Consider the following 21,721-nt stretch of genomic DNA (forward strand, 5'->3'; position numbering starts at 1 on the left):
CGTGAGGATCTTCGGGAAGGTACGGCATCGTCCGTCCGCCTCTTGGCGGCAGGCCACGGACCGCGCGTTCACGCTGATCGGCGACGGCCGGTACGAGGACGCGGGGGCGCTGCTGACGCGCGCGGCGGATCTGGAGCCCTGGCTCTCGGAGTCCTGGTTCAATCTGGCACTGCTGCACAAGTTCCGGCACGACTGGGAGCAGGCGCGCGCGGCGGGCCTGCGGGCGGTCGCGCTGCTGGACCGCGAGTCCGGCGCCCCGGACTGGTGGAACGTGGGCATCGCGGCCACCGCGCTCCAGGACTGGCCACTGGCGCGCCGGGCCTGGCAGGCGTACGGCCTCAAGGTCCCCGGCAGCGGCCAGCACAGCGCGGCGACCACCGAGCCGACCGGCATGGAGCTGGGCAGCGCGGCGGTGCGGCTCTCGCCGGAGGGCGAGGCCGAGGTGGTCTGGGGCCGCCGCCTCGACCCGGCCCGGATCGAGGTGCTGTCCATTCCGCTGCCGTCCTCAGGGCGGCGCTGGGGCGAGGTCGTCCTGCACGACGGGGTCCCCAACGGCGAGCGGGTCACCGCGGCCGGGCCCGCCTATCCGGTGTTCGACGAGATCGAGCTGTGGGCGCCCTCGCCGGTGCCGACCTGGGTGGTGCTGCTGGAGGCGGCCACCGAGGACGACCGCGACGCCTTGGAGAAGCTGGCCTCGGACGCCGGGTTCGCCGCCGAGGACTGGTCCTCCTCCGTACGGCTGCTGTGCCGGGACTGCTCGGAGAGCCGGATGGAGAGCGACGAGGGGGACGGGGAGCACCTGGACCCGCACGACCACAGCGAGCCCGGCCACCCGGGCCCGCTGGGCCACCGCACCGCGGGCGCCGGTGACCTGTGGGTCCCGGAGCGCGAGTGCGGTCTCGCGGCCCCCGCCGGGCTGGTGCGCGGACTGCTGGACGGCTGGGTCGCCGACAGCCCCGACAGCCGTGAGTGGCGGGATCTCGAAGAAGTCTGCTGACCGCTGCCCGTAGGCTGTACGCGCACCGATCGCGGTGCTGCTCCTCCCGTGGTTCCCGGTTTCCGGCGGGTTCGGCGGGGTTCACCGAGTTCAGGTTTTGCAGGAAGGCGTACGGCGGACATGTCGCAGCAGGAGACGGACGGGACGATCGGCGTGGACGACGAGGGGTTCATCGTCGACACCGAGGACTGTGAGGCGCGCGAGGCGGCGTACCGCGAGCGCGGCACCTCCCGTCCGATCACGGTCGTGGGCAACCCGGTGCTGCACAAGGAGTGCAAGGACGTCACGGAGTTCGGTGACGAGCTGGCGCAGCTGATCGACGACATGTTCGCCAGCCAGAAGACGGCCGAGGGCGTGGGCCTCGCGGCCAACCAGATCGGTGTGGACCTCAAGGTCTTCGTCTACGACTGCCCGGACGACGACGGGAAGCGGCACACCGGTGTCGTCTGCAACCCGGTCCTGGAGGAGCTCGCCCCCGAGCGGCGGGTGCTGGACGACTCCAACGAGGGCTGCCTCTCGGTCCCGACCGCGTACGCGTCCCTCGCCCGCCCCGACTATGCGGTGGTGCGTGGACAGGACGCGAAGGGCAACCCGATCCGGGTCAGAGGCACCGGCTACTTCGCGCGCTGCCTCCAGCACGAGACGGACCACCTCTACGGCTACCTGTACATCGACCGGCTCTCCAAGCGGGACCGCAAGGACGCGCTGCGGCAGATGGAAGAGGGCACGCCGCGCTACGAGACCGTCCCCAACGGCTGAGGCCGCGCCGCAGGGGCCCGACGCCGTTCCCGGGCGCCGGGCCCCTTGGCTTTCCGGATACCACCGGGCGGATAACTGCCGTTTGCTCAGGGGTAGTTGACGCGCGTCGACTCCTGGGCCAGGCTCACCTGGACACCGCCCGTGACGTTCAGAGGGAGACCCCCTGTGCTGAGACGTACCGCACGCGTTCTGCTCGGACTTGTCATGACCATCACATTCGCGTTGGGTGGGGCGGTGCTGACCGCCGGCCCCGCGCAGGCCGACGGCTGCTACACCTGGACCCGTACGCTCTCGTCCGGAGCCACCGGCAACGACGTCACCCAGCTCCAGATCCGGGTGGCGGGCTGGCCCGGCTACAACTCAGTGCTCGCCATCGACGGCGTCTACGGTCCGGCCACCACCGCCGCCGTCAAGCGGTTCCAGGCGGCCTACGGCCTGGCCGCCGACGGGATCGCGGGCCCGGCCACCCAGGCCAAGATCTACGCGCTCCAGGACAACGACTGCACCCCGATCCACTTCACCTACCCCGAGCTGAACAAGTGCAACAGCACCTGGGCCGGCGGGAAGGTCTCGGCGGGCACGGCCAGGGCCAACGCGCTGAGCAGCATGTGGAAGCTGGAGGCGCTGCGCCACGCGCTGGGCGACCAGCCCATCCGCGTCACCAGCGGCTTCCGTTCCGTCTCCTGCAACGCGGCCGTCGGCGGAGCCTCCAACAGCCGCCACCTGTACGGCGACGCGGTCGACCTCGGCGCCTCGCCGCACTCCCTGTGCACGCTGGCCAGGCAGGCCCGCTACCACGGCTTCAGGGGAATCCTCGGCCCGGGCTACGCCGGCCACGGTGACCACGTGCACGTCAACCAGGGGCCCAACCGCTTCTGGTCGGCGTCCCAGTGCGGCATCTGACCCACACTCCTCCCGGTGCCCGGCCCGGCGGCGCTCAGGCGACGTCGGGCACGGCCGCGGCCGACGGGCCCCGGAAGGCGCGGCGGTAGGCGTTCGGCGTGGTCCCCAGCGACCGTACGAACTGGTGTCGCAGGGTCGCCGCCGTGCCGAAGCCCGTCTGTCCCGCGATCGTGTCGATCGTCAGGTCGGAGGTCTCCAGCAGGTGCTGGGCCAGCAGCACCCGCTGCCGCAGCAGCCAGCGGTACGGGGTGGTCCCGGTCTCCTGCTGGAACCGCCGGGCGAAGGTGCGCGGCGACATGTGCGCCTGCGCCGCCAGCTGCTCCACGGTCAGCTCCTGGTCGAGATGGTGCTCCATCCACGCCAGGGTGGCGCCGACGGTGTCGCACGCGTTCCGGGGCAGCGGGCGGTTGATGTACTGCGCCTGGCCGCCGTCCCGGTGCGGGGGCACCACCATCCGCCGGGCGATGGTGTTGGCCGCCTCCTGCCCGTACGCCTGGCGGACCAGATGCAGGCAGGCGTCGATCCCGGCGGCGGTCCCGGCCGAGGTGACCACCGGGCCCTCGTCCACGTACAGCACGTCCGGCTCCACGATCGCCTTCGGGAAGCGCCGGGCCAGCTCCGCCGCGTGCCGCCAGTGAGTGGTGCAGCGGCGGCCGTCCAGCAGCCCGGCCGCGCCGAGGACGTACGCCCCCGAGCAGACGCTCAGCACCCGGGAGCCGCGCTCCACGGCCCGGCGCAGCGCGGCAAGCACCTCCTCGGGATACTCCCGCTCCATGAAGTGGCTGCCCGCCGGCACGGCGATGAGGTCGGCCTCCTCCAGCCGGTCCAGGCCGTGGGGCGTGCTGATGGTGAAGCCCGCGTGGGTGCGCAGGACGGGGCCCTCGGCGGAGACCACCGCGAAATCGTGCACCGGCAGGCCCTCGTCGCTGCGGTCGAGGCCGAACACCTCGCACAGCACGCCGAGTTCGAAGGGGTGGACCTCGTCCAGGAGCAGGGCGGCGACATTGGTCAGCATGGACTCAGTGTGGCAGTAATTGGATGTTCCATGGCAGTGCTGCCACTGATGATTTCTGCCCGGGTGGACCAGAGTAGAGGCATGAACACATTCCTGAACTACCTGGTCGTAGCGTCACTTTTCGCCCTTGTCGCGGCTCCGGCCGTCGTCGGCCTCGCCCGCGAGCGCCGGATCGACCGCGAACTGCGGGAGGCGGAACGGATGGCGCGGACGGCCGGGCCCCCGGAAACGGAAGGCGCCGCGCAACCGGTCACGGCTGCGCGGCGCCCCTACCTCAGAAGCTGGGCCAGGATCTGACGGATCCCGGGCGGCTAGAAGTCGTCGTCGAACCCGACCGAGCCCTCGACGGCCACCTGGTAGGCGGACGGGCGGCGCTCGAAGAAGTTCGTCAGCTCCTGGACGCCCTGGAGCTCCATGAAGGAGAACGGGTTCTCCGAGCCGTACACCGTCGGGAAGCCGAGGCGGGTGAGCCGCTGGTCGGCGACGCACTGGAGGTACTCGCGCATCGACTCGGTGTTCATGCCCGGCAGGCCCTCGCCGCACAGGTCGCGGCCGAACTGGAGCTCCGCGTCGACGGCCTCCTTCAGCATGTCGGTGACCTGCTGCTGGAGCTCGTCGTCGAAGAGGTCCGGCTCCTCCTTGCGGACGGTGTCCACGACCTCGAACGCGAAGTTCATGTGCATCGTCTCGTCACGGAACACCCAGTTGGTGCCGGTGGCGAGACCGTGCAGCAGACCCCGCGAGCGGAACCAGTACACGTACGCGAACGCGCCGTAGAAGAACAGCCCCTCGATGCAGGCCGCGAAGCAGATCAGGTTCAGCAGGAAGCGGCGGCGGTCCGCCTTCGTCTCCAGCCGGTCGATCTTCTCGACCGAGTCCATCCACTTGAAGCAGAACTGCGCCTTCTCACGGATCGAGGGGATCTCCTCGACCGCGTCGAACGCGGCGGCCCGGTCGTCCGGGTCGGGCAGATAGGTGTCCAGCAGCGTCAGATAGAACTGGACGTGCACGGCCTCCTCGAAGAGCTGCCGCGACAGGTACAGCCGCGCCTCGGGGGAGTTGATGTGCTTGTACAGCGTCAGCACGAGGTTGTTCGAGACGATCGAGTCACCGGTCGCGAAGAACGCCACCAGCCGGCCGATCATGTGCTGCTCGCCCGGCGACAGCTTGGCGAGGTCGGAGACGTCCGAGTGGAGGTCGACCTCCTCCACGGTCCAGGTGTTCTTGATCGCGTCCCGGTAGCGCTCGTAGAAGTCCGGGTAGCGCATGGGACGCAGGGTCAGCTCGAATCCCGGGTCGAGCAGGTTCTTGTTGTCGTCGGTGCTCATTACTGGCAGGCCTCGCAGGACTCAGGGTTTTCCAGGGAGCAGGCGATCGCGTCCGCGTCGGGAGCCGACGCCTGCTGTACGGGAATGGGGGCGGCGGCCGACGCCTGACCGGACGCGGCACGGGCGATCCGGGTCGCCGGGCGCGAACGCAGGTAGTACGTCGTCTTCAGCCCCTGCTTCCAGGCGTACGCGTACATCGAGGAGAGCTTGCCGATGGTCGGCGTCTCCAGGAACAGGTTGAGCGACTGGCTCTGGTCGAGGAACGGCGTACGGGCCGCCGCCATGTCGATCAGGCCGCGCTGCGGGATCTCCCACGCGGTGCGGTACAGGGCCCGCACGTCCTCGGGAATCCAGGCGAAGCCCTGCACCGAGCCGCTCGCCTCGCGCAGCGCCTCACGGGTGCGGGCGTCCCACACGCCGAGCTTCTTCAGCTCGTCCACCAGGTAGGCGTTGACCTGGAGGAACTCACCGCTGAGCGTCTCGCGCTTGAACAGGTTGGAGACCTGCGGCTCGATGCACTCGTACACACCGGCGATCGAGGCGATCGTGGCGGTCGGCGCGATGGCGAGCAGCAGCGAGTTGCGCATACCGGTCTTCGCGACCCGGGCGCGCAGGGCGTCCCAGCGCTCCGGCCAGTTCAGCTCGGTGTCGTAGTGGTCGGGGTGCAGCACACCGCGCGCGGCACGCGTCTCGGACCAGGCGGGCAGCGGGCCCGACCGCTCGGCCAGGTCGCAGGACGCCTCGTACGCCGCCAGCATGATCCGCTCGGAGATCTTCGTGGAGAGCGCGCGGGCCTCGGGCGAGTCGAAGGGCAGACGCAGCTGGAAGAAGACGTCCTGGAGGCCCATGGCGCCCAGACCGACCGGCCGCCAGCGGGAGTTGGAGCGCCCGGCCTGCTCGGTCGGGTAGAAGTTGATGTCGACGACCCGGTCCAGGAAGGTCACGGCGGTGCGCACGGTGGCATCCAGCCGGTCCCAGTCGATCGAGCCGTTCGCCACGAAGGCGCCGAGGTTGACCGAGCCCAGGTTGCAGACGGCCGTCTCGCCGTCGTTGGTGACCTCAAGGATCTCGGTGCACAGGTTCGAGGAGTGGACGACCCGGCCCGGCTCGGCGGTCTGGTTCGCGGTCCGGTTGGAGGCGTCCTTGAACGTCATCCAGCCCTGGCCGGTCTGCGCGAGGGTACGCATCATCCGGCCGTACAGCTCACGCGCGGGCATCGTCTTGCGGGCCAGCCCCCTGGCCTCGGCCGCGCGGTAGGCCGCGTCGAACTCGTCGCCCCACAGGTCGACCAGCTCGGGCACGTCGGCGGGGGAGAAGAGCGACCACTCGGTGTCGGCGTCGACGCGGCGCATGAACTCGTCCGGGATCCAGTGCGCCAGGTTCAGGTTGTGCGTACGCCGCTGGTCCTCGCCCGTGTTGTCGCGGAGTTCGAGGAACTCCTCGATGTCCGCGTGCCAGGTCTCCAGGTAGACCGCCGCAGCGCCCTTGCGCCGACCGCCCTGGTTCACCGCCGCCACCGAGGCGTCCAGCGTCTTGAGGAACGGCACGATGCCGTTGGAGTGCCCGTTGGTGCCCCGGATCAGCGAACCCCGGGCGCGGATGCGGGAGTAGGACAGACCGATGCCGCCCGCGTGCTTGGAGAGCCGCGCCACCTGGTGGTAGCGGTCGTAGATCGAGTCCAGCTCGTCCTTGGGGGAGTCCAGCAGATAGCAGGAGGACATCTGCGGGTGCCGGGTACCGGAGTTGAAGAGCGTGGGGGAGGAGGGGAGGTAGTCCAGCCTGCTCATCAGCCCGTAGAGCGCGGCGACCTCGTCCAGCGCCCGCACCGACTCGTCCTCGGCCAGGCCCGCGGCCACGCGCAGCATGAAGTGCTGCGGGGTCTCGATGACCTGGCGGGTGTGCGGGTGGCGCAGCAGGTAGCGGCTGTGCAGCGTACGGAGACCGAAGTAGCCGAAACGGTCGTCCGCGCCCTCGGACAGCGTCCGCTCGACCAGCTCGTCCAGCGCCTTCGCGTGCAGCTCGACGAAGGCGGTCGTGCGGTCCGCGATCAGGCCCTCGCGGTGGCCGACGGCGACCGAGGCGGAGAAGGACGTGGCGCCCTGGCTCGCGGCCTCGTCGGCGATCGTGCGGGTCAGCAGCCGGGCGGCGAGCTTGGAGTACGCGGGGTCCTCGGAGATCAGCCCCGCGGCGGCCTCGGTGGCCAGCGAGCGCAGCTCGGCCTCGTCGGAGCGGGCGTTGCGCCCGCGCAACGCGGCAGCGGCGACCCGTCCGGGGTCGGTGTCGGGCAGATCGACGGTGAGGTCGGTCAGGGTCCGCAGCAGGGCGGTCCCGGGTCCGTCGTTCGAGGCGTCTCCGGACGTGGTGGACACTGCGGATTCGGTGGCTGAAACCGGATCGGCGGGCGCGATGGTCACTGGGCTTTCCCTCGCTCGGCTGGGGGCCGGCAGCAGGCGGGGAAGCCGGGCAGCGCGAAGCCCGGGTCAGGGCAGCACTGCTGACGGCGTCCACCGGCCTATCCGCGAGGCCCGGACGTCTGGCATCCGGTTCGGTCGATCCGGACGCACTGTCGACAGGTCTTCGGACTTCAGGTGTGCAAAAGCACACTGATCACACCGTTGCGGGACAGTTCCGGATTCGCACCGGATTCCCCTGCGACGACAGCGAGGTCGAGCATACATGTGGGGGCCGCCTGATGAGGTAGCCCCCACATGTTGTGTCGGCCGACATAACTTTTCCGAGGCGGTGTGGATTCTTCGCCCGACTTTTCTCCGGTTCGGCCCGGAGCGGACGGGCCTGTACGAGGGCGCGAAAAGGGGCCGCCGCGCCCCTGGGCGGGGTGCGGCGGCCCCGCGGGACCGGTGGCGCTCAGCAGCAGCGGAAGCCCTCGCGGGGGTCCGCCTCGCGGGCGTCGGTGCGGCTGTGCTCGAAGACGCGGCGGGTCATGACCGGTGTGTCCGGATCGTGCGCCCGCGCGTGCGCCACGTAACGGTCGTAGGCCGACTCGCCGGTCAGCTCGCGCACGTACCAGCGGATGCGGCCGGCGATCCGGCGGACGTCCCGCACACTCATGTCCGGGCCTTCGGCAGGTCCGTACCGCCGTCCTCCACGCGGATGCCGCCCTCGGGGCCGACGCCCGCCGCGACCAGCTCGGCCTTCTCCTCCTTGGTCGCGAGGATCGACGCCGGGGCGACCAGCCTGGACTGGACGAACGGCGCCTCGTGGAGCTTGACGCTCTCCGGGTCGCGGATGGCGTTGAAGCAGACCCGTCCGGCGTCCACGAGGACCACGATGATGAGGACCGCGAAGAGCGCGCACAGCACCCCGTCGACCGTGGAGTTGGTGACGACGGTCCGCATCTCCTCCATGTTCTTCGCGGGGGCCAGCACCTCACCGGCGTCGATGCCCGCCTGGTACTTGTCGCGCTGGGCGAAGAACCCGATCTTCACGTCCTCGGAGAAGATCTTCTGCCAGCTCGCGGTGAGCGTGACCGCCACGTCCCAGGCCAGGGGCACCGCGGTCACCCAGGCCCACTTCAGTCGGCCGGACTTCACCAGCAGCGTGGTGCAGACGGCCAGCGCGACCGCGGCCAGCAGCTGATTGGCGATGCCGAACAGCGGGAAGAGCTGGTTGATGCCGCCCAGCGGGTCGTGCACACCGACCCAGAGGAAGTAGCCCCATCCGCCTACGACGACGGCGCTGGCGAACCACACGCCCGGCTTCCAGCTGACCTCGCGGAACGGCTTGTAGACGTTGCCCAGCATGTCCTGGAGCATGAAGCGCCCCACGCGGGTGCCCGCGTCGACGGTGGTGAGGATGAACAACGCTTCGAACATGATGGCGAAGTGGTACCAGAACGCCTTCATGGCGGTACCGCCGATCACCGCGGAGAAGATCTCCGCCATGCCGAGCGCGAACGTCGGTGCGCCACCGGTCCGGGACAGCAGACTCTGTTCCTCGACGTCCTTGGCCGCCTGGGCCAGCGCCTCGGGGGAGATGGAGAAGCCGAAGCCGGCCACGGCCTCGGAGGCGGCCTGGACGCTGTCACCGATCACACCGGCCGGTGCGTTGATGGCGAAGTACAGACCGGGGTCGATGATGCAGGCGGCGATCATCGCCATGATCGCCACGAACGACTCGGTCAGCATCGCGCCGTAGCCGATCATCCGGATCTGGGTCTCCTTCTGGACCATCTTCGGGGTGGTGCCCGAGGAGACCAGGGAGTGGAAGCCGGAGAGCGCGCCGCAGGCGATGGTGATGAAGACGAACGGGAACATCGAGCCCGCGAAGACGGGCCCCGAGCCGCTGCTCGCGAACTCGGTGACCGCGGGCATCTTCAGGGTGGGCAGCGCTATCACCACACCGAGGGCCAGCAGGGCGATCGTGCCGACCTTCATGAAGGTGGAGAGGTAGTCGCGCGGCGCCAGCAGCAGCCACACGGGCAGCACGGAGGCGAGGAACCCGTACACGATCATCCAGACGACCAGCGTGCCCGGTTCCAGCGTGAAGAAGTCCGCCCAGGACGACTCGGCCACCCAGCCGCCCGCGACGATCGCGAGCAGCAGCAGCGCGACGCCGATGAGCGAGACCTCGCTGACCTTGCCGGGGCGCAGGATCCGCAGATAGACGCCCATGAAGAGCGCGATCGGGATCGTCATGCCGATGGAGAAGACGCCCCAGGGCGAGTGGGCGAGCGCGTTCACGATGACCAGCGCGAGAACCGCGAGCAGGATGATCATGATGATGAACACCGCGACCAGGGCGGCGATCCCGCCGACCGGGCCGATCTCGTCGCGCGCCATCTGGCCGAGCGAACGGCCGTTGCGGCGGGTGGAGAAGAAGAGCGTCACCATGTCCTGGACGGCACCGGCGAAGATGACGCCGACGACGAGCCAGATCGTGCCGGGCAAGTAGCCCATCTGCGCCGCGAGTACGGGACCGACCAGCGGCCCGGCGCCCGCGATGGCGGCGAAGTGGTGGCCGAAGAGGACCCGGCGGTCGGTGGGATGGAAGTCGACACCGTTGTCGAGCCGTTCGGCGGGGGTCGCGCGGTTCTTGTCGGCCCGCAGTACCCGGTTGGCGATGAACCGGGAGTAGAAGCGGTAGGCGATGGCGTACGAGCCCAGGGCCGCCGCCAGCATCCAGGCGGCGGAGACCTCCTCGCCCCGCGAGAGTGCGAGGACGGCCCATCCGATGCCGCCGACCAGGGCGACCGAGACCCAGATGGCGACGGACTTCGGGGACAAGGTCCGCTGCCTCTGTTCCGGCGGGGCTGGTGTGGGCGTTTGCGGCATGACGATCCGTCCCCTCGCGCGATCACTGGCTCAACGTGCGCGAAATCTAGATCCTGTGACCGCCGTGCGTAACCCCCCGTCCGCATATCGGTACGGCAACGGGGCGACCATCGCAGGTCAGAGCCACCCCTCCTTGACGGCCCGCACCCCCGCTTCGAACCGGCTGCGCGCGCCGAGCCGGTCCCGCAGCTCCGAGCTCATCCGGCGTACGGTCCGCAGGGAGATCCCGAGCCGCCGGGCGGCGAGGTCGTCGGTGCAGCCGATGCCGAGCAGCATGAGCAACTCCCGCTCCCGCGGGGAGAGGTCGTGCTCGTCGCGACGCGGTGCCTCGCCGAAGGGGGTGCCCGTGTCCCAGAGCTGGTCGAAGAGGACCACGAGTGCGTGCACGAGGCCGGGGCTGCGGACTTCGAGGGCGCCGGCGCGCCCCTCCTCCGGGTCGACCGGGACGAGCGCGGCCTCACGGTCGACGATCACCATGAGCATGGGGACCACGGGCACGGTCCGCGCCTCGCCGCCGAGGTCGCAGTACCAGCGGACGTAGTCGACGGTCGGGGGGTCGTTGCGAAAGCTGTCCTGGTAGATCGAGCGTATCCGCACCCCGCGTTCCAGGCAGAGTTGGTCGAGCGGCTGGCTCGCGTCCATCGTGTCGGGCAGCTGCGCCCCGCCCGGGAGCAGGGAGAGGCATTCGGTGCGGGCGTTCGCGGCGAGGTCCTCCAGGCGCCGGCGGACGGTCTCCAGGCCCACCACCCGGTGCACCACGTCGTGGCGGGCGGAGCGGTCGGGGCGCGCGGCGAGGATGTCGGCCACCGCCCGCTCGGCGCGTTCGACCTGGCGGCGACGGCGGCTCAGTTCGCCCTCGGCGCGCGAGAGGAGGAAGGAGAACCCGACTTCGGGATCGAACGGCAGGATCTCCCCGGAATCGTCCTCCATGGAGATGAGTCGCGCCTCTGTGAGCCGGCCCAGTTCCTCGCGGACCCGTTGCTCGGTCCAGCCGAGTCGGCGGGCCATGTCCGCCACCCCGTAATCGGGCCGTTCGAGCATGAGCCGATAGACGATCTCGGCGGACTGTGCTATTCCCAGCGCCTCCAGCAAGGCGATCTCCCCCTGGTGAACCCCATCGTGCCGTTGACTGTCCGTGCCGACGTGCGGCCGGCCGTGTTGGCAGGCCGCCGCCGATTGTAGGTCTAGACCAATTGAACCTCCTGTGGGGCAGCTTGAAATCCCCTGCGTCGGACAGGGGTTGACCGGTCAAACGCCTGCGCCGCACGCGCGAATGATCCAAGATGGTCTAGTCCAAGTGCCTCCGAGAAGGACTGTATCCATGGCGATCCCGCAGCGCACCCTCATACTCGGCGCCCTGCCGTTCGGTACGACCGTCGACGAGGCCACCTCGTTCGCCGTGCTCGACCGCTTCACCGAACTGGGCGGCACCGTGATCGACACCGCCAACAACTACGCGTACTGGGCCGAAGGGGGCACCGGGGACGAGAGCGAGGAGACCGTCGGCCGCTGGCTCGCCGCGCGCGGCGGCCGCGACGGCCTGGTCCTCTCCACCAAGTGCGGCGGCAGGCCCGCCGCCCCCGGCTCCCCGGACGTCGAGGGGCTCTCCGAGAAGGCGGTCAGGAGCGCCCTGGAGGGCAGCCTGCGCCGGCTCGGCGTCGACCGGGTCGACGTCTTCTGGGCCCACCTGGAGGACCGCACGGTCCCGCTCGGCGAGACCGTCGCGGCCCTGGCCGACCTCGTCGACGAGGGGAAGGCCGCCGAACTCGGCGTCAGCAACCACGCCGTCTGGCGCGTCGAGCGCGCCCGCGCCCTCGCCGGAGAGCGCCCGCGCTACACCCACCTCCAGTACCGACACTCCTACCTCCAGCCCCGCTTCGACAAGGCCCTCCCCTCGTCGGGACACGTCCATGTCACCCGGGAGATCCTCGACTTCGCGCGAAACGGGGGCGACCTCACGCTGTGGGCGTACAGCGCGCTGCTCTCCGGCGGCTACACCCGCCCCGAGGTGGGGATACCCGCCGCGTACGACCACCCCGGCACCGCCCCGAGGCTCGCGGCGCTGCGCGAGGTCGCCGGAGAGCTCGGCGCGAGCGTCAATCAGGTGGTGCTGGCCTGGCTCCTCGACGGCGAACCGTCCGTACTGCCCGTCGTCGGGGCGAGCCGGGTCGAGCAGGTGGAGGAGGCCATGGGGGCGCTCGACCTCACCCTCGACCCGGAGCAGCGGCGCCGACTGGACGAGGCGGGCGCCTGAGGGAGCCACGGGCGCGGGCACGGACGGCGGGCCGGGCCCGTGGCCGGGGGAGGGTCACGGAGGGTGCGGGTCCGCCCTCCGTGACCCTCCCCGCCCGCCCCCGGTTCAGTCGGCCGGGGAGACCAGCATCTCCTGGCCCCTGTGGTCGGAGAGGCCGGACGCGGAGACCAGCGCGTAGCGGTGCACGCGCAGCCGTTCGTCGGTGAACGTCCAGTCCAGCCGCCACAGCGGCAGCCCCTCGCTGCCCCATGTGCCGGGAAGGAAGGACGAGCCGGCGGGCAGCGCGTCGCGGAACTCCCCCCGTAGCCCGTCCAGATCACCCATGGCCGGGGTCGTGTTGAAGTCGCCCGAGATGAGCAGCGGATGGGGGTTCGCACGCGCGTCGCGGAGCAGCGCCGCGTAGTGCTCCTTCCGGACGGCGTCGGTGTCGCGGACCACCCGGTAGAAGCCGGGACTCAGCCAGCTTCGCTCGATGTCCAGCTGTACCGGGATGTGCACGTTGTAGAACGACAGCACCGTGCCGGCGACGTCCACGTCGGTGCGCAGCACCTTGTGCCACTCGAACCGTTCCCGCCAGGACGACGACGGGCCCGGCGGGCGGCCCGGCCCCACTTCGGGCGCGGCGACGACCGGGTACCGCGAGAGGGTGACCAGCTCCCCGCGCGCCACGAGGTGGTAGCCGGGGAACTCGGCGCGCAGCCGGTCGAGCCGGTCGATCTCCGTATGTCTGCCGTCCTCCCGGGTCAGGTGCTCCTGGAGCAGGTAGACGTCGGCGTCCTTGGACCGCAGATGGCGGTGGAACGCTGCCGGATCGTCGGTCGTGTCCCAGTAGAGCGTGTTCCACGAGAAGACCTTGAGCGCGCCCGCCGGGGCGGGGCCCGGGCCCCCGCCGGGTACCAGCGCCCCCCAGTGGAGCCCCGCCCTCCCCACCCCCGCCGCGAGCAGCACCGCGAGGACGGGGAGCAGCCACCGGCGGGCGCGCCGGGTGGCCACGGCGCCGGACAGGGCGATCAGCAGGGCGGGCACCGCGACGAAGGCCGGCGGGGGAGCGAGGTCCGGCAGCAGCCACAGCCACCACCGGCCGCTCAGCGCCTGTCCGAGGCCGAGGAAGAGCGTCCACGCGGCGGTGGCGCCGATGAGGAGACCGGTGGCACGCCGTCTACCGCGAGTGGCTGGAACCGGACGCGGAACGGGGGGCGGCGAGACGTTCGCAGAGGCGCTCCCGACGGTCTCGTCACGGGCGCCGGGGAGGGTTCGAGGACTCACGCCCCGGAACGCTAACAGCTCTCAACTTCCTTTTTTCCAAGGCTTGTTAGCCGTCTCAGACTGCGAGAAGACGCGATACGCGATCGATATGCCGTCAATACGAGGGCCCGATGTCCTCTTCCCATGACGCGAACCGTGTCGGTCGTCATACCGGCCTACAACTCCTCACGCACCCTCGACGCCTGTCTGAGATCCGTCCATGCGCAGACCCACCCCGTCCACGAGGTCATCGTCGTCGACGACGGCAGCACCGACGGCACCGCCGAGATCGCCCGGAACCATCCGTGCGTCCTCATCGGAGGCGGGGGCAACCGCGGAGTCTCCGCGGCCCGGAACGCGGGAATCGCCGCCGCCACCGGCGACGTCCTCTTCTTCCTCGACTCCGACGAGGCGCTCACCCCGGACTCGGTGGCCAACGCCCTGGAGATCCTGCGCGACGATCCCTCCTGCGGCTGTGTGCACGGCGTCATCGCGCCCGAGCCGCTCTTCGACGACGGGCCCGTCGAGTGGTACAAGGTGCTGCACGCGTACTGGTGGCGCGCCCGGGGCGCCGGAGTGGTGGAGACCGCCTTCTTCGCCCAGGCGGCCGTCCCCCGCGAGGTCTTCGAGGTGCTCGGAGGCTTCGACGAGCGGCTGCGCGACTCGGAGGACCTGGAGTTCAGCGACCGGCTCGCCCCGCACTACCGCATCGTGCTCACCGAGAGGGTGATGGCCCGCCACGACGAGGAGCACCGGTTCGGTCCCCTCCTCTCGGAGACGTACCGCAGGGCCCTGCTCCTCGTGCCCGCCCTGCTCTCGGCCCGCCGCGGGGGCCGGAGCAACCTGACGGCCAACAGCCCGGCGTCGGTCCTCGCCGCGGCCCTGTGCCTCGGCTCCGTGCCGCTGCCGCCCTTGGCTCTCCTCCTGTCGTGGCCGGCTCCGGCCGTACCGGTCCTGTCGGCCCTCCCCGTCGCCGGGCTGCTCGCCTTCTGCCTGGCCAACCTCGGGCTGCTGCGCTTCGCGGCCCGGCGGCGAGGAGCCTCCTTCGTCCCCTTCTTCACCGGCGTCCACCTCGCCAACCACGCCGCGCTGCTGGCCGGTGCCGCGAGTGGCGCCGTCCGCGCCCTCACGGCCGGCCGGACCGCCACCGGCGGCCGGCGGAGCTCCGAGCAGGCGGCGGCGCGATGACCGTGTGGCTGCGCAGGCTCCTCACCCCGGTCGTCGTGGTGGCCGCGCTGGTCGGCGTGTTCTTCCTCGTCCGGGGCGAAGGACCCAAGGCGGTCGAGGCGTTCGCCCACGCCGACGCCGTTCCCCTGATCGTCGCCTCGGTCGTCGCCAACATCGGCGGACTGGTCCTCGCCGTGCACGCCTGGCGGGCCCTCATCCCCGGCGACCATCCCATCCGCGGCCTTCGCGCGGCGAAGATCTACTTCCTCGGCCAGCTGAGCAAGTACGTGCCCGGCAGAGTGTGGGGTGTCATCACCCATGTGGCGCACGGCCGAGAGGCCGGTGTGCCCGGCGCCCAGATGACCTCCGCCTACGTCCTGAGCCTGGCGCTGACCCTGCTCACCGGAGCGGCGGTCGGGCTGGTCGCGGCGCCCGCCGCACTGCCCGGCCACTGGATGTGGCTGTGTCCGCCGGCGCTCTTCTTCCTCGCCGGGGTCGTACGGCCCTCCCTGATCACCCGGCCGGTCGTGGCCGCGGCCCGGCTGGTGAAGCGGCCCGTCGTACCACCGCCGGACGGTGCCGTCCGCAAGGCCGTGCTGCTCGCGATCGCCTCCTGGACCGCCTCCGGACTCCACCTGTGGTTCCTGCTCCTGGCGGTCGGAGCGCCGCCCCTCGCCGGACTCGGCGCGGCCGTCGGAGGCTTCGCCCTGGCCACCGTGATCAGCAGCCTGGCGCTGATCGTGCCCGACGGCTGGGGCGTGCGCGAGCTCACCCTCACCGCCGCCCTCTCCACCGTCCTTCCCGGCGGCCTGGCCGCCACCGCGGCGATCGCCAGCCGGCTGGTGTGCGTGGTCGCCGAACTCGCCAGCTCGGCGGTGGTCCTGGCCTGGTCGCGAGCCAGGGACGCCAAAGCCGCCCGTGCCGCCCGTACCGCTGCCGGTGTCGCCGGGTCCGCCGCCGGGGCCGTCCCGGCAGCCGCAGGGCCCCGTGCCCCCGGTACCCCCCGCGTCCGCCGCGCCGGGCGGGCCCCCGACGCCCTGGCCTTCCCCGCCCCCCTCGTCCCCCCGATCCCCCCCACCGCCCCGATGGGAGAAGAAGCCCGTGTACACCCTTGACGACGTCGAGAAGCTCCAGGTCGACGAGGTCCACGACCTCTACCGCCGCTACGTGAACAAGAGCCAGGTGTCCCTGATGACCTCGTTCGGCTTCGGCCGCGAGCTCGTCCGGAGCGCCGAGGGCGCCTATCTCACCCTCGACGACGGCAGGCGAATACTCGACCTGACCGGCGGCGTGGGCGTCCTCAACCACGGCCACAACCATCCGCGCATCCTCGCCGCCCGCGAACGCTTCGCCCGCGACCGGCGCATGGAGGTGCACAAGACCTACTTCTCGCCCTACCTCGCGGCCCTCGGCCACAACCTGGCCGAGGTCCTGCCCGGCGACCTGAACATGGCCTTCCTGCCGAACTCGGGAGCCGAGGCGGTCGAGGGAGCGGTGAAGCTCGCGTACAAGTACCACAACGGCAAGCGGAACACGGTCCTGCGCGCCGACCGCGCCTTCCACGGCAAGCTGCTCGGCTCGGGCGGCCTGACCGGCCAGGCCCAGTTCGCCTTCCCCACCATCCCCGGCGTGGACACCTTCCGCTACGGGGACCTCGACTCCGTCCGCAGGGTCGTCGCCGCACACCGCGGCGACGTGTACGCCCTGCTCATCGAGCCGTTCAGCGCCTCCACCATCCAGTGGTGCTCGGAGGAGTTCCTGCGCGGCCTGCGCGAGATCTGCGACCGCGAGAAGATCGTGCTGATCTTCGACGAGATCTACACGGGGTGGGGGAAGACCGGCTCCCTCTTCCACTTCATGCGCTATCCGGGCCTGATCCCCGACGTGCTCACCACGTCCAAGTCCTTCGGCGGCGGCAAGTCCTCCATCTCCGCCTTCGTCGCCCGCGAGCCGGTCTTCCGCAAGGCGTACGACAGCCTCGGCGACGCCCTGCTCCAGTCCACGTCCACCACCTACTACGGCTTCGGCGAGGAGTGCGTCACCGCCCTCGAAGCCGTCAACATCGCGATGGAGGACGACTATCCGGCGCGAGCCCGCGCACTCGGAGCCGTACTCGGACCCGGTCTCGAACGGCTCGCCGAGCAGTACCCCGACGCGATCGGCCGCGTGGCGGGTGCCGGTGCCCTGTGGGGCGTGTTCATCGAGGGCGGCCCACGGATCCTCGACCTCGTGGCGAAGCTCGCGCCCGGCGGGATGGCCAGGGACCCGCGGTTCAAGACGAAGGTCGTCACCTGCGCCGTGATCAACGCGCTCTACCAGGACCACGGCATCTTCACGTACTACACGCTCAACGGCGACAACCCCCTTGTCATCGGCCCCTCTCTGGTCACCGAACCGGAGGAGGCCCAGCGCGTGGTCGACGCCCTCGACGACGTCCTCAGCCGCGGCCTGACCGGTCTCGTGGCCCGTTTCATCAAGCAGAAGGTGAGCTCCCAGTGGTGATCACGATCACCGGCGCGGCCGGCATGCTCGGCTCCCGGCTGGCCGAACGGCTCCTCGCCGACGGCCACGAGGTACGGGGCGTCGACCTCAGACCCGGCCCCCTGGTCCTGCTCACCGGCGACATCCGCGACCGGGAGCTCATGGACCAGGCCCTGGACGGGGCCGACGTCCTCGTCCACGCCGCGGCCGCCCTGCCCAGCTACCCCGACGAACAGATCCGCTCCATCATCGTCGGCGGGACCGAGAACGTCTTCGCGGCGGCCGGGGCCGCCGGCACCCCCCGCGTCGTGCACATCTCCTCGACCGCGGTCTACGGCCTGCCCACGATCGTGCCCACCCCCGAGGAGTACCCCCGCGAGCCGGTCGACACCTACAGCCGGGCCAAGGCCTCGGCCGAGGAGATCGCCGAGCGGTACCGGGCCGGGGGCATGTGCGTCCCCATCCTGCGGCCCAAGACCTTCGTCGGCCCCGGCCGCATGGGCCTGTTCTCGATGCTCTTCGAATGGGCCGAGGAAGGCCGCCACTTCCCCGTCCTCGGCAAGGGCGACGTACGCATCCAGATGTTCGCCGTCGACGACCTCGTCGACGCCGTCGTCACCGTCCTCACCGCACCCGACGAGGTCGCGAACGACACCTACAACCTCGCCGCGGCCGAGTTCGGCACCCTCCGCGAGGACTTCCAGGCGGTGCTCGACGCGGCGGGACACGGCAAGCGCGTCATCGGCCTGCCCGCGCGCCCCGCCCTGACCCTCCTCAACGTCCTCCAGCGGGCCAAGCTCTCGCCGGTCTACGGCCGGCTCCTGCACAAGCTGATGGACGACTCCTACGTCAGCATCGACAAGGCCAAGGCGAAACTCGGCTTCTCCCCGCGCCTGTCGAACGCGGACGCCGTCCTGCGCACCTACGAGTGGTGGCGCACCGCCCGCCACACCGCCCCGGAGACGGGAGCCACCGGCCGCACCAGCCGCGACCCGTGGAGTCAGGGCCTGCTGTCCACCGCGAAGATCTTCTTCTGAGAGGCCGTGCCATGACCCAGCTCGCCGGACACACCAGCGCCCCGGCACCGGTACGGACAGGAAGGCTGCCCGCGCCGCTCGCCCTGCTCAGACCCGGTCAGTGGCCCAAGAACCTGCTCGTGGTGCCCCTGGCCCTGCTCGGCGGCGCCCCGGACGCGACGACGGCCGTCCGGGTCGCCGTCGCGCTCGGCGCCTTCGTCCTCGCCTCATCCCTCGTCTACGTCCTGAACGACATCGCCGACGTGGAGCGGGACAAGCGGCACCCCGTCAAGCGTCACCGTCCCCTCGCCTCGGGGCAGATGAGCATGGCCTCGGCCGTGGCCACGGCCCTCGTGCTGGGCGCCCTGCTCGTCCCCGCCCTGCTGACCCTCGGGCCCGGGTCCGCCCTGATCATCCTGCTGTACCTCGCCGTGAACGGCGCCTACAGCTGGAAGCTCAAGCACCTTCCCCTCCTCGACGTCTTCGTCGTGGCCGCCGGCTTCGTGCTCCGCCTGCTCGGCGGCTACGAGGCCGCCGAACGCCCGGTCGAGATGTGGCTGGTGCTGACCGTGCTGGCGTCCTGCCTGGTCCTGATCCTGGGCAAGCGGCGGCACGAGCTGAGCGTCTCCGGCACCGGGCACCGGCCGGCCCTCGTCGGCTACTCGGCCCACTTCCTCGACCTCGTCCTGGTCCTGTGCTCGGCCCTGAGCCTCTTCGGCTACCTGCTCTATCTGCGCACCGAGTCGGGGTTTGGACCGTACGCCCTGCTCACGGCCGTGTGCGCGCTCTTCGCCCTCTTCCGCTACCTCCAGATCGTGATCGTGGACGGCGGCGGGGGCGAGCCCGTCAAGACCCTCCTGCGTGACCGGGTCATGCTGGCCAACTCCGCCGTCTGGGGCGCGCTGCTGGTCCCGCACCTGGTCCTCTGACCCCCGCCCCGCCCCGCCTCAGCCCCTCCATCACCGACGAGGAATCCCATGTCAGCACCTCTCGTGTCGGTCGTCGTCCCGATGTACAACGACCGCCGGACCATCGACCTCTGCCTGCGTTCCATAGGTGAGCAGAGCTATCCCCACATCGAAGTGATCGTCGTCGACGACGCCAGCACCGACGGCTGCGCGGAGATCGCCGCCACCCACCCCGTCCAGCTCGTCCGCGTCCCGGAGAACGGCGGACCCGGCTCCTCCCGCAACGAAGGCGTCCGCCGCTCCAGGGGCGAGATCGTCTTCTTCCTGGACGCCGACCTGACCATGCACCCGGAGGCGGTCGCCGAGGCCGTCGCGCTGTTCGACGAGAACCCCTCGTACGGCGCGGTGTTCGGCATCCCCGACAAGGAGCCGCTGTTCGACGAGCCGCTCGTCGGCCAGTACCGCATCCTCCAGTACCACTACTGGCGCAAGAGCGCCGAAGGCCTGGTCAGCGGGGGCTTCTACGCGCTGGGCGCGGTCAGCAGGGCCGCCTTCATGGAGGCCGGGTGGTTCAATACCGCGCTGCGGCAGACCGAGGAGATCGACCACGCGGAACGGCTGGCCGCCCGGCGGCCCATGCTGCTCACGTCCCGGATCAGGGGCCGGCTGTCCGATGAGAGCCGGATGCGGCCCCTGCTGCGCAAGGCGTTCGTCCGCAGCCGGCTCCGGGTGCCGTTCTACTTCGACCGGGGCCGCGCCATGCAGGGCATGGAGACCGGCGGCCGTGCCGTCGCCTCCGCGCTGGGCGGCCTGGCCGTCGCGGCCCTGCCGTTCGGGTTCCTCCATCCGGCGGCCCTCCTGGTGCCGCTGGCCGCCCTCACCGGGTCCGTGGTCGCGGACCTCGGGCAGTACCGCTTCGCGCTCCGTGAGCGCGGTCCGCTCTTCACCGCGTTCTTCACCGGCGCGCACCTGCTGGTGAACGCGGCGGTCGTGGCGGGTCTCGCCGTCGGTCTCGCGCAGTACGCGGCGAGCCGGCGCTTCCGGCGCATGTACCAGCCGCAGGAGAGCCTGGCATGACCGCGGGCAGCACACCGCCCGCGCACGCGGTGGATCCCGGGGACACCGCACCCGCCGGGGCAGTCGGAGGGGACAGGACGGCCGGGGCGGCACGCGCGGCGGTGGCGGGGGAGGACCCCGGTCGTCCGCGCCGGATCGCCCGCCTCCTCAGGCTCTGGTACGGCAGGCTCGTCCTCGCCGTCGCGGCGCTGTGGCTGCTGTACGCCGTGACGCGGGTCCTGCTGAGCGACCGCTGGCACTGGTCCCTCGTCCTCGACGCCGTACCACCGCTCCTGCTGCTCGGTGTCCCCGCCGCCCTCCTGGTCGCGGCCGCCGGCGCGTGCGGCCGGCGCCGCCCCCTCGCGGCAGGCACGGCCGCCCTGGCCCTGGCGCTGGCCCTGACCACGGGCTCGGGCCTCAACTGGCCCGCCCTCTGGCGCGATCCCGGCCCGGTGCCGCGCGGCGCGCTGCGCGTGGTGTCGCTGAACACCCAGTACTGGGGGAAGGCGGCCGGTACCGACCGGCTCCGGGCCTTCCTGGGCGAGCATCCGGCCGACGTCTACCTGCTCCAGGAGCACGTCGCCTGGACCCCGGGCCTGGGGGAGGAGGGCTACGCACGGCTCGACGACGACGAGGCGCTGCGCCGGCAGTTCCCCGGCTACCACATCGCCCGCAGGGGCGAACTCCTCACCGTCTCGCGCTTCCCCGTCCTGTCGCAGACCTCCGTGGGCGTCCCTCCCGCCACCGACGGGAAGGACGACTTCGGCCGGGAGTTCCTGCGGGAGAAGGTGCTGCGGACCGATCTCGCGGTCGGTGACCGGGTGCTCAGCACGTACAACGTGCACATCACCGTGCCCATGGCCTTGGACAACCTCAACCCCTTCTCGGAGTTCGACCACGACGCCTACTTCCGCCGCAAGGACGCCTGGCGGCGGGAGGAGCTGCGCGGACTGGAACGGGACGTGGCGGCCAACCCCCACCCGTCGGTGATCGCCGGGGACTTCAACACCACGGCCGCGAGCAGGGCGCTGGACGGGCTGCGCGCCACCGCCACGGACGCCACTCCGGTGAGCGGCGAGTTCCTCCCGCTGAGCTGGAAGTACGCCTCCCCGGGAGAGTTCTCCTTGGGAGGCGTACTCGACCGGCCCCTGCCGTTCTTCCGTCTGGACTGGGCCTTCACGGCAGGCGGGGCCGAGGCGCACCGGTACGAGTTCGTGCCGACCGACGGGCTGTCCGAGCACCGGATGCAGGACCTGTGGATCTCCTTCTGAGCCGTCCGGCGGGGGAGCGGGGCCGCCCGT

19 protein-coding genes and 1 riboswitch are annotated in these 21,721 nt (G+C 71.1%); of the genes, 12 read left to right on the forward strand and 7 right to left on the reverse strand.

Going from position 1 to position 21,721, the window contains the following annotated elements; translation table 11 throughout:
* Window position 1 precedes the first annotated feature (1 nt).
* The 3 genes from RI138_RS23100 (at window position 2) to RI138_RS23110 (ending at window position 2,659) form a co-directional block, all read left to right on the forward strand.
* Window positions 2-997 carry a tetratricopeptide repeat protein gene (locus RI138_RS23100; protein WP_311121446.1) on the forward strand — a complete coding sequence of 332 codons (996 nt, stop codon included), beginning with the start codon at window positions 2-4 and terminating at the stop codon, window positions 995-997.
* A 120-nt stretch (window positions 998-1,117) separates the two neighbouring features.
* Window positions 1,118-1,756 carry a peptide deformylase gene (gene def / locus RI138_RS23105; RefSeq protein WP_096625943.1) on the forward strand — a complete coding sequence of 213 codons (639 nt, stop codon included), beginning with the start codon at window positions 1,118-1,120 and terminating at the stop codon, window positions 1,754-1,756.
* Between the two features lie 165 nt (window positions 1,757-1,921).
* A complete protein-coding gene (locus RI138_RS23110) occupies window positions 1,922-2,659 on the forward strand; it encodes a D-Ala-D-Ala carboxypeptidase family metallohydrolase (protein ID WP_096625945.1) in 738 nt (245 codons plus the stop codon).
* 34 nt (window positions 2,660-2,693) lie between these two features.
* On the opposite strand, the gene RI138_RS23115 is transcribed toward RI138_RS23110, so the two are convergent.
* Window positions 2,694-3,674 (reverse strand): GlxA family transcriptional regulator, encoded by a 981-nt coding sequence (locus tag RI138_RS23115; RefSeq protein ID WP_311121447.1) that lies wholly within the window; start codon window positions 3,672-3,674, stop codon window positions 2,694-2,696.
* An 81-nt stretch (window positions 3,675-3,755) separates the two neighbouring features.
* Here RI138_RS23115 and RI138_RS23120 point away from each other — a divergent pair, with 81 nt between their 5' ends.
* Window positions 3,756-3,971 (forward strand): hypothetical protein, encoded by a 216-nt coding sequence (locus RI138_RS23120; RefSeq protein ID WP_311121448.1) that lies wholly within the window; start codon window positions 3,756-3,758, stop codon window positions 3,969-3,971.
* A 14-nt stretch (window positions 3,972-3,985) separates the two neighbouring features.
* On the opposite strand, the gene RI138_RS23125 is transcribed toward RI138_RS23120, so the two are convergent.
* The 5 genes from RI138_RS23125 to RI138_RS23145 form a co-directional block, all read right to left on the reverse strand.
* Entirely contained in the window at window positions 3,986-5,002 is a 1,017-nt protein-coding gene (locus RI138_RS23125) for a ribonucleotide-diphosphate reductase subunit beta (RefSeq protein WP_096625951.1), read from the reverse strand.
* Window positions 5,002-7,416 (reverse strand): ribonucleoside-diphosphate reductase subunit alpha, encoded by a 2,415-nt coding sequence (locus tag RI138_RS23130; RefSeq protein WP_311121449.1) that lies wholly within the window; start codon window positions 7,414-7,416, stop codon window positions 5,002-5,004. The genes RI138_RS23125 and RI138_RS23130 overlap by 1 nt, the downstream gene beginning before the upstream one ends.
* Before the next feature lie 137 nt (window positions 7,417-7,553).
* Window positions 7,554-7,676, reverse strand: a riboswitch (cobalamin riboswitch).
* Between the two features lie 191 nt (window positions 7,677-7,867).
* Window positions 7,868-8,071 carry a YbdD/YjiX family protein gene (locus RI138_RS23135; RefSeq protein WP_311121450.1) on the reverse strand — a complete coding sequence of 68 codons (204 nt, stop codon included), beginning with the start codon at window positions 8,069-8,071 and terminating at the stop codon, window positions 7,868-7,870.
* Window positions 8,068-10,293, reverse strand: coding sequence for a carbon starvation CstA family protein (locus RI138_RS23140; protein ID WP_311121451.1), 2,226 nt, complete (start codon window positions 10,291-10,293; stop codon window positions 8,068-8,070). The genes RI138_RS23135 and RI138_RS23140 overlap by 4 nt, the downstream gene beginning before the upstream one ends.
* A 117-nt stretch (window positions 10,294-10,410) precedes the next feature.
* Window positions 10,411-11,385: a helix-turn-helix transcriptional regulator gene (locus RI138_RS23145; protein WP_096625959.1), complete on the reverse strand. Its 975-nt coding sequence runs from the start codon at window positions 11,383-11,385 to the stop codon at window positions 10,411-10,413.
* Window positions 11,386-11,614: 229 nt separating this feature from the next.
* Between RI138_RS23145 and RI138_RS23150 the strand changes: the two genes are divergently transcribed.
* Entirely contained in the window at window positions 11,615-12,547 is a 933-nt protein-coding gene (locus RI138_RS23150; protein ID WP_311121452.1) for an aldo/keto reductase, read from the forward strand.
* Between the two features lie 105 nt (window positions 12,548-12,652).
* Here RI138_RS23150 and RI138_RS23155 read toward each other — a convergent pair whose 3' ends face one another.
* Window positions 12,653-13,813, reverse strand: coding sequence for an endonuclease/exonuclease/phosphatase family protein (locus RI138_RS23155; protein ID WP_311121453.1), 1,161 nt, complete (start codon window positions 13,811-13,813; stop codon window positions 12,653-12,655).
* A 123-nt stretch (window positions 13,814-13,936) separates the two neighbouring features.
* On the opposite strand from RI138_RS23155, the gene RI138_RS23160 reads away from it, so the two are divergent.
* From RI138_RS23160 to RI138_RS23190, 7 genes are read left to right on the forward strand one after another with little or no spacing between them, the layout of a single operon-like run.
* Window positions 13,937-14,980, forward strand: coding sequence for a glycosyltransferase family 2 protein (locus RI138_RS23160; RefSeq protein WP_311121454.1), 1,044 nt, complete (start codon window positions 13,937-13,939; stop codon window positions 14,978-14,980).
* A complete protein-coding gene (locus RI138_RS23165) occupies window positions 14,977-16,074 on the forward strand; it encodes a lysylphosphatidylglycerol synthase domain-containing protein (RefSeq protein WP_311121455.1) in 1,098 nt (365 codons plus the stop codon). Before RI138_RS23160 ends, RI138_RS23165 begins: the two co-directional genes overlap by 4 nt.
* Window positions 16,061-17,461 carry an aspartate aminotransferase family protein gene (locus RI138_RS23170; RefSeq protein ID WP_096625969.1) on the forward strand — a complete coding sequence of 467 codons (1,401 nt, stop codon included), beginning with the start codon at window positions 16,061-16,063 and terminating at the stop codon, window positions 17,459-17,461. The genes RI138_RS23165 and RI138_RS23170 overlap by 14 nt, the downstream gene beginning before the upstream one ends.
* Complete coding sequence (locus RI138_RS23175) at window positions 17,455-18,477, forward strand: NAD-dependent epimerase/dehydratase family protein (protein ID WP_311121456.1); 1,023 nt, start codon at window positions 17,455-17,457, stop codon at window positions 18,475-18,477. The genes RI138_RS23170 and RI138_RS23175 overlap by 7 nt, the downstream gene beginning before the upstream one ends.
* An 11-nt stretch (window positions 18,478-18,488) precedes the next feature.
* Window positions 18,489-19,385 carry a UbiA prenyltransferase family protein gene (locus tag RI138_RS23180; RefSeq protein WP_311121457.1) on the forward strand — a complete coding sequence of 299 codons (897 nt, stop codon included), beginning with the start codon at window positions 18,489-18,491 and terminating at the stop codon, window positions 19,383-19,385.
* 48 nt (window positions 19,386-19,433) lie between these two features.
* Window positions 19,434-20,441: a glycosyltransferase family 2 protein gene (locus RI138_RS23185; protein WP_311121458.1), complete on the forward strand. Its 1,008-nt coding sequence runs from the start codon at window positions 19,434-19,436 to the stop codon at window positions 20,439-20,441.
* Complete coding sequence (locus RI138_RS23190) at window positions 20,438-21,691, forward strand: endonuclease/exonuclease/phosphatase family protein (RefSeq protein ID WP_311121459.1); 1,254 nt, start codon at window positions 20,438-20,440, stop codon at window positions 21,689-21,691. Before RI138_RS23185 ends, RI138_RS23190 begins: the two co-directional genes overlap by 4 nt.
* The last annotated feature ends 30 nt before the right edge of the window (window positions 21,692-21,721 follow it).

Source organism: Streptomyces durocortorensis, assembly GCF_031760065.1.
GTDB lineage: Bacteria > Actinomycetota > Actinomycetes > Streptomycetales > Streptomycetaceae > Streptomyces.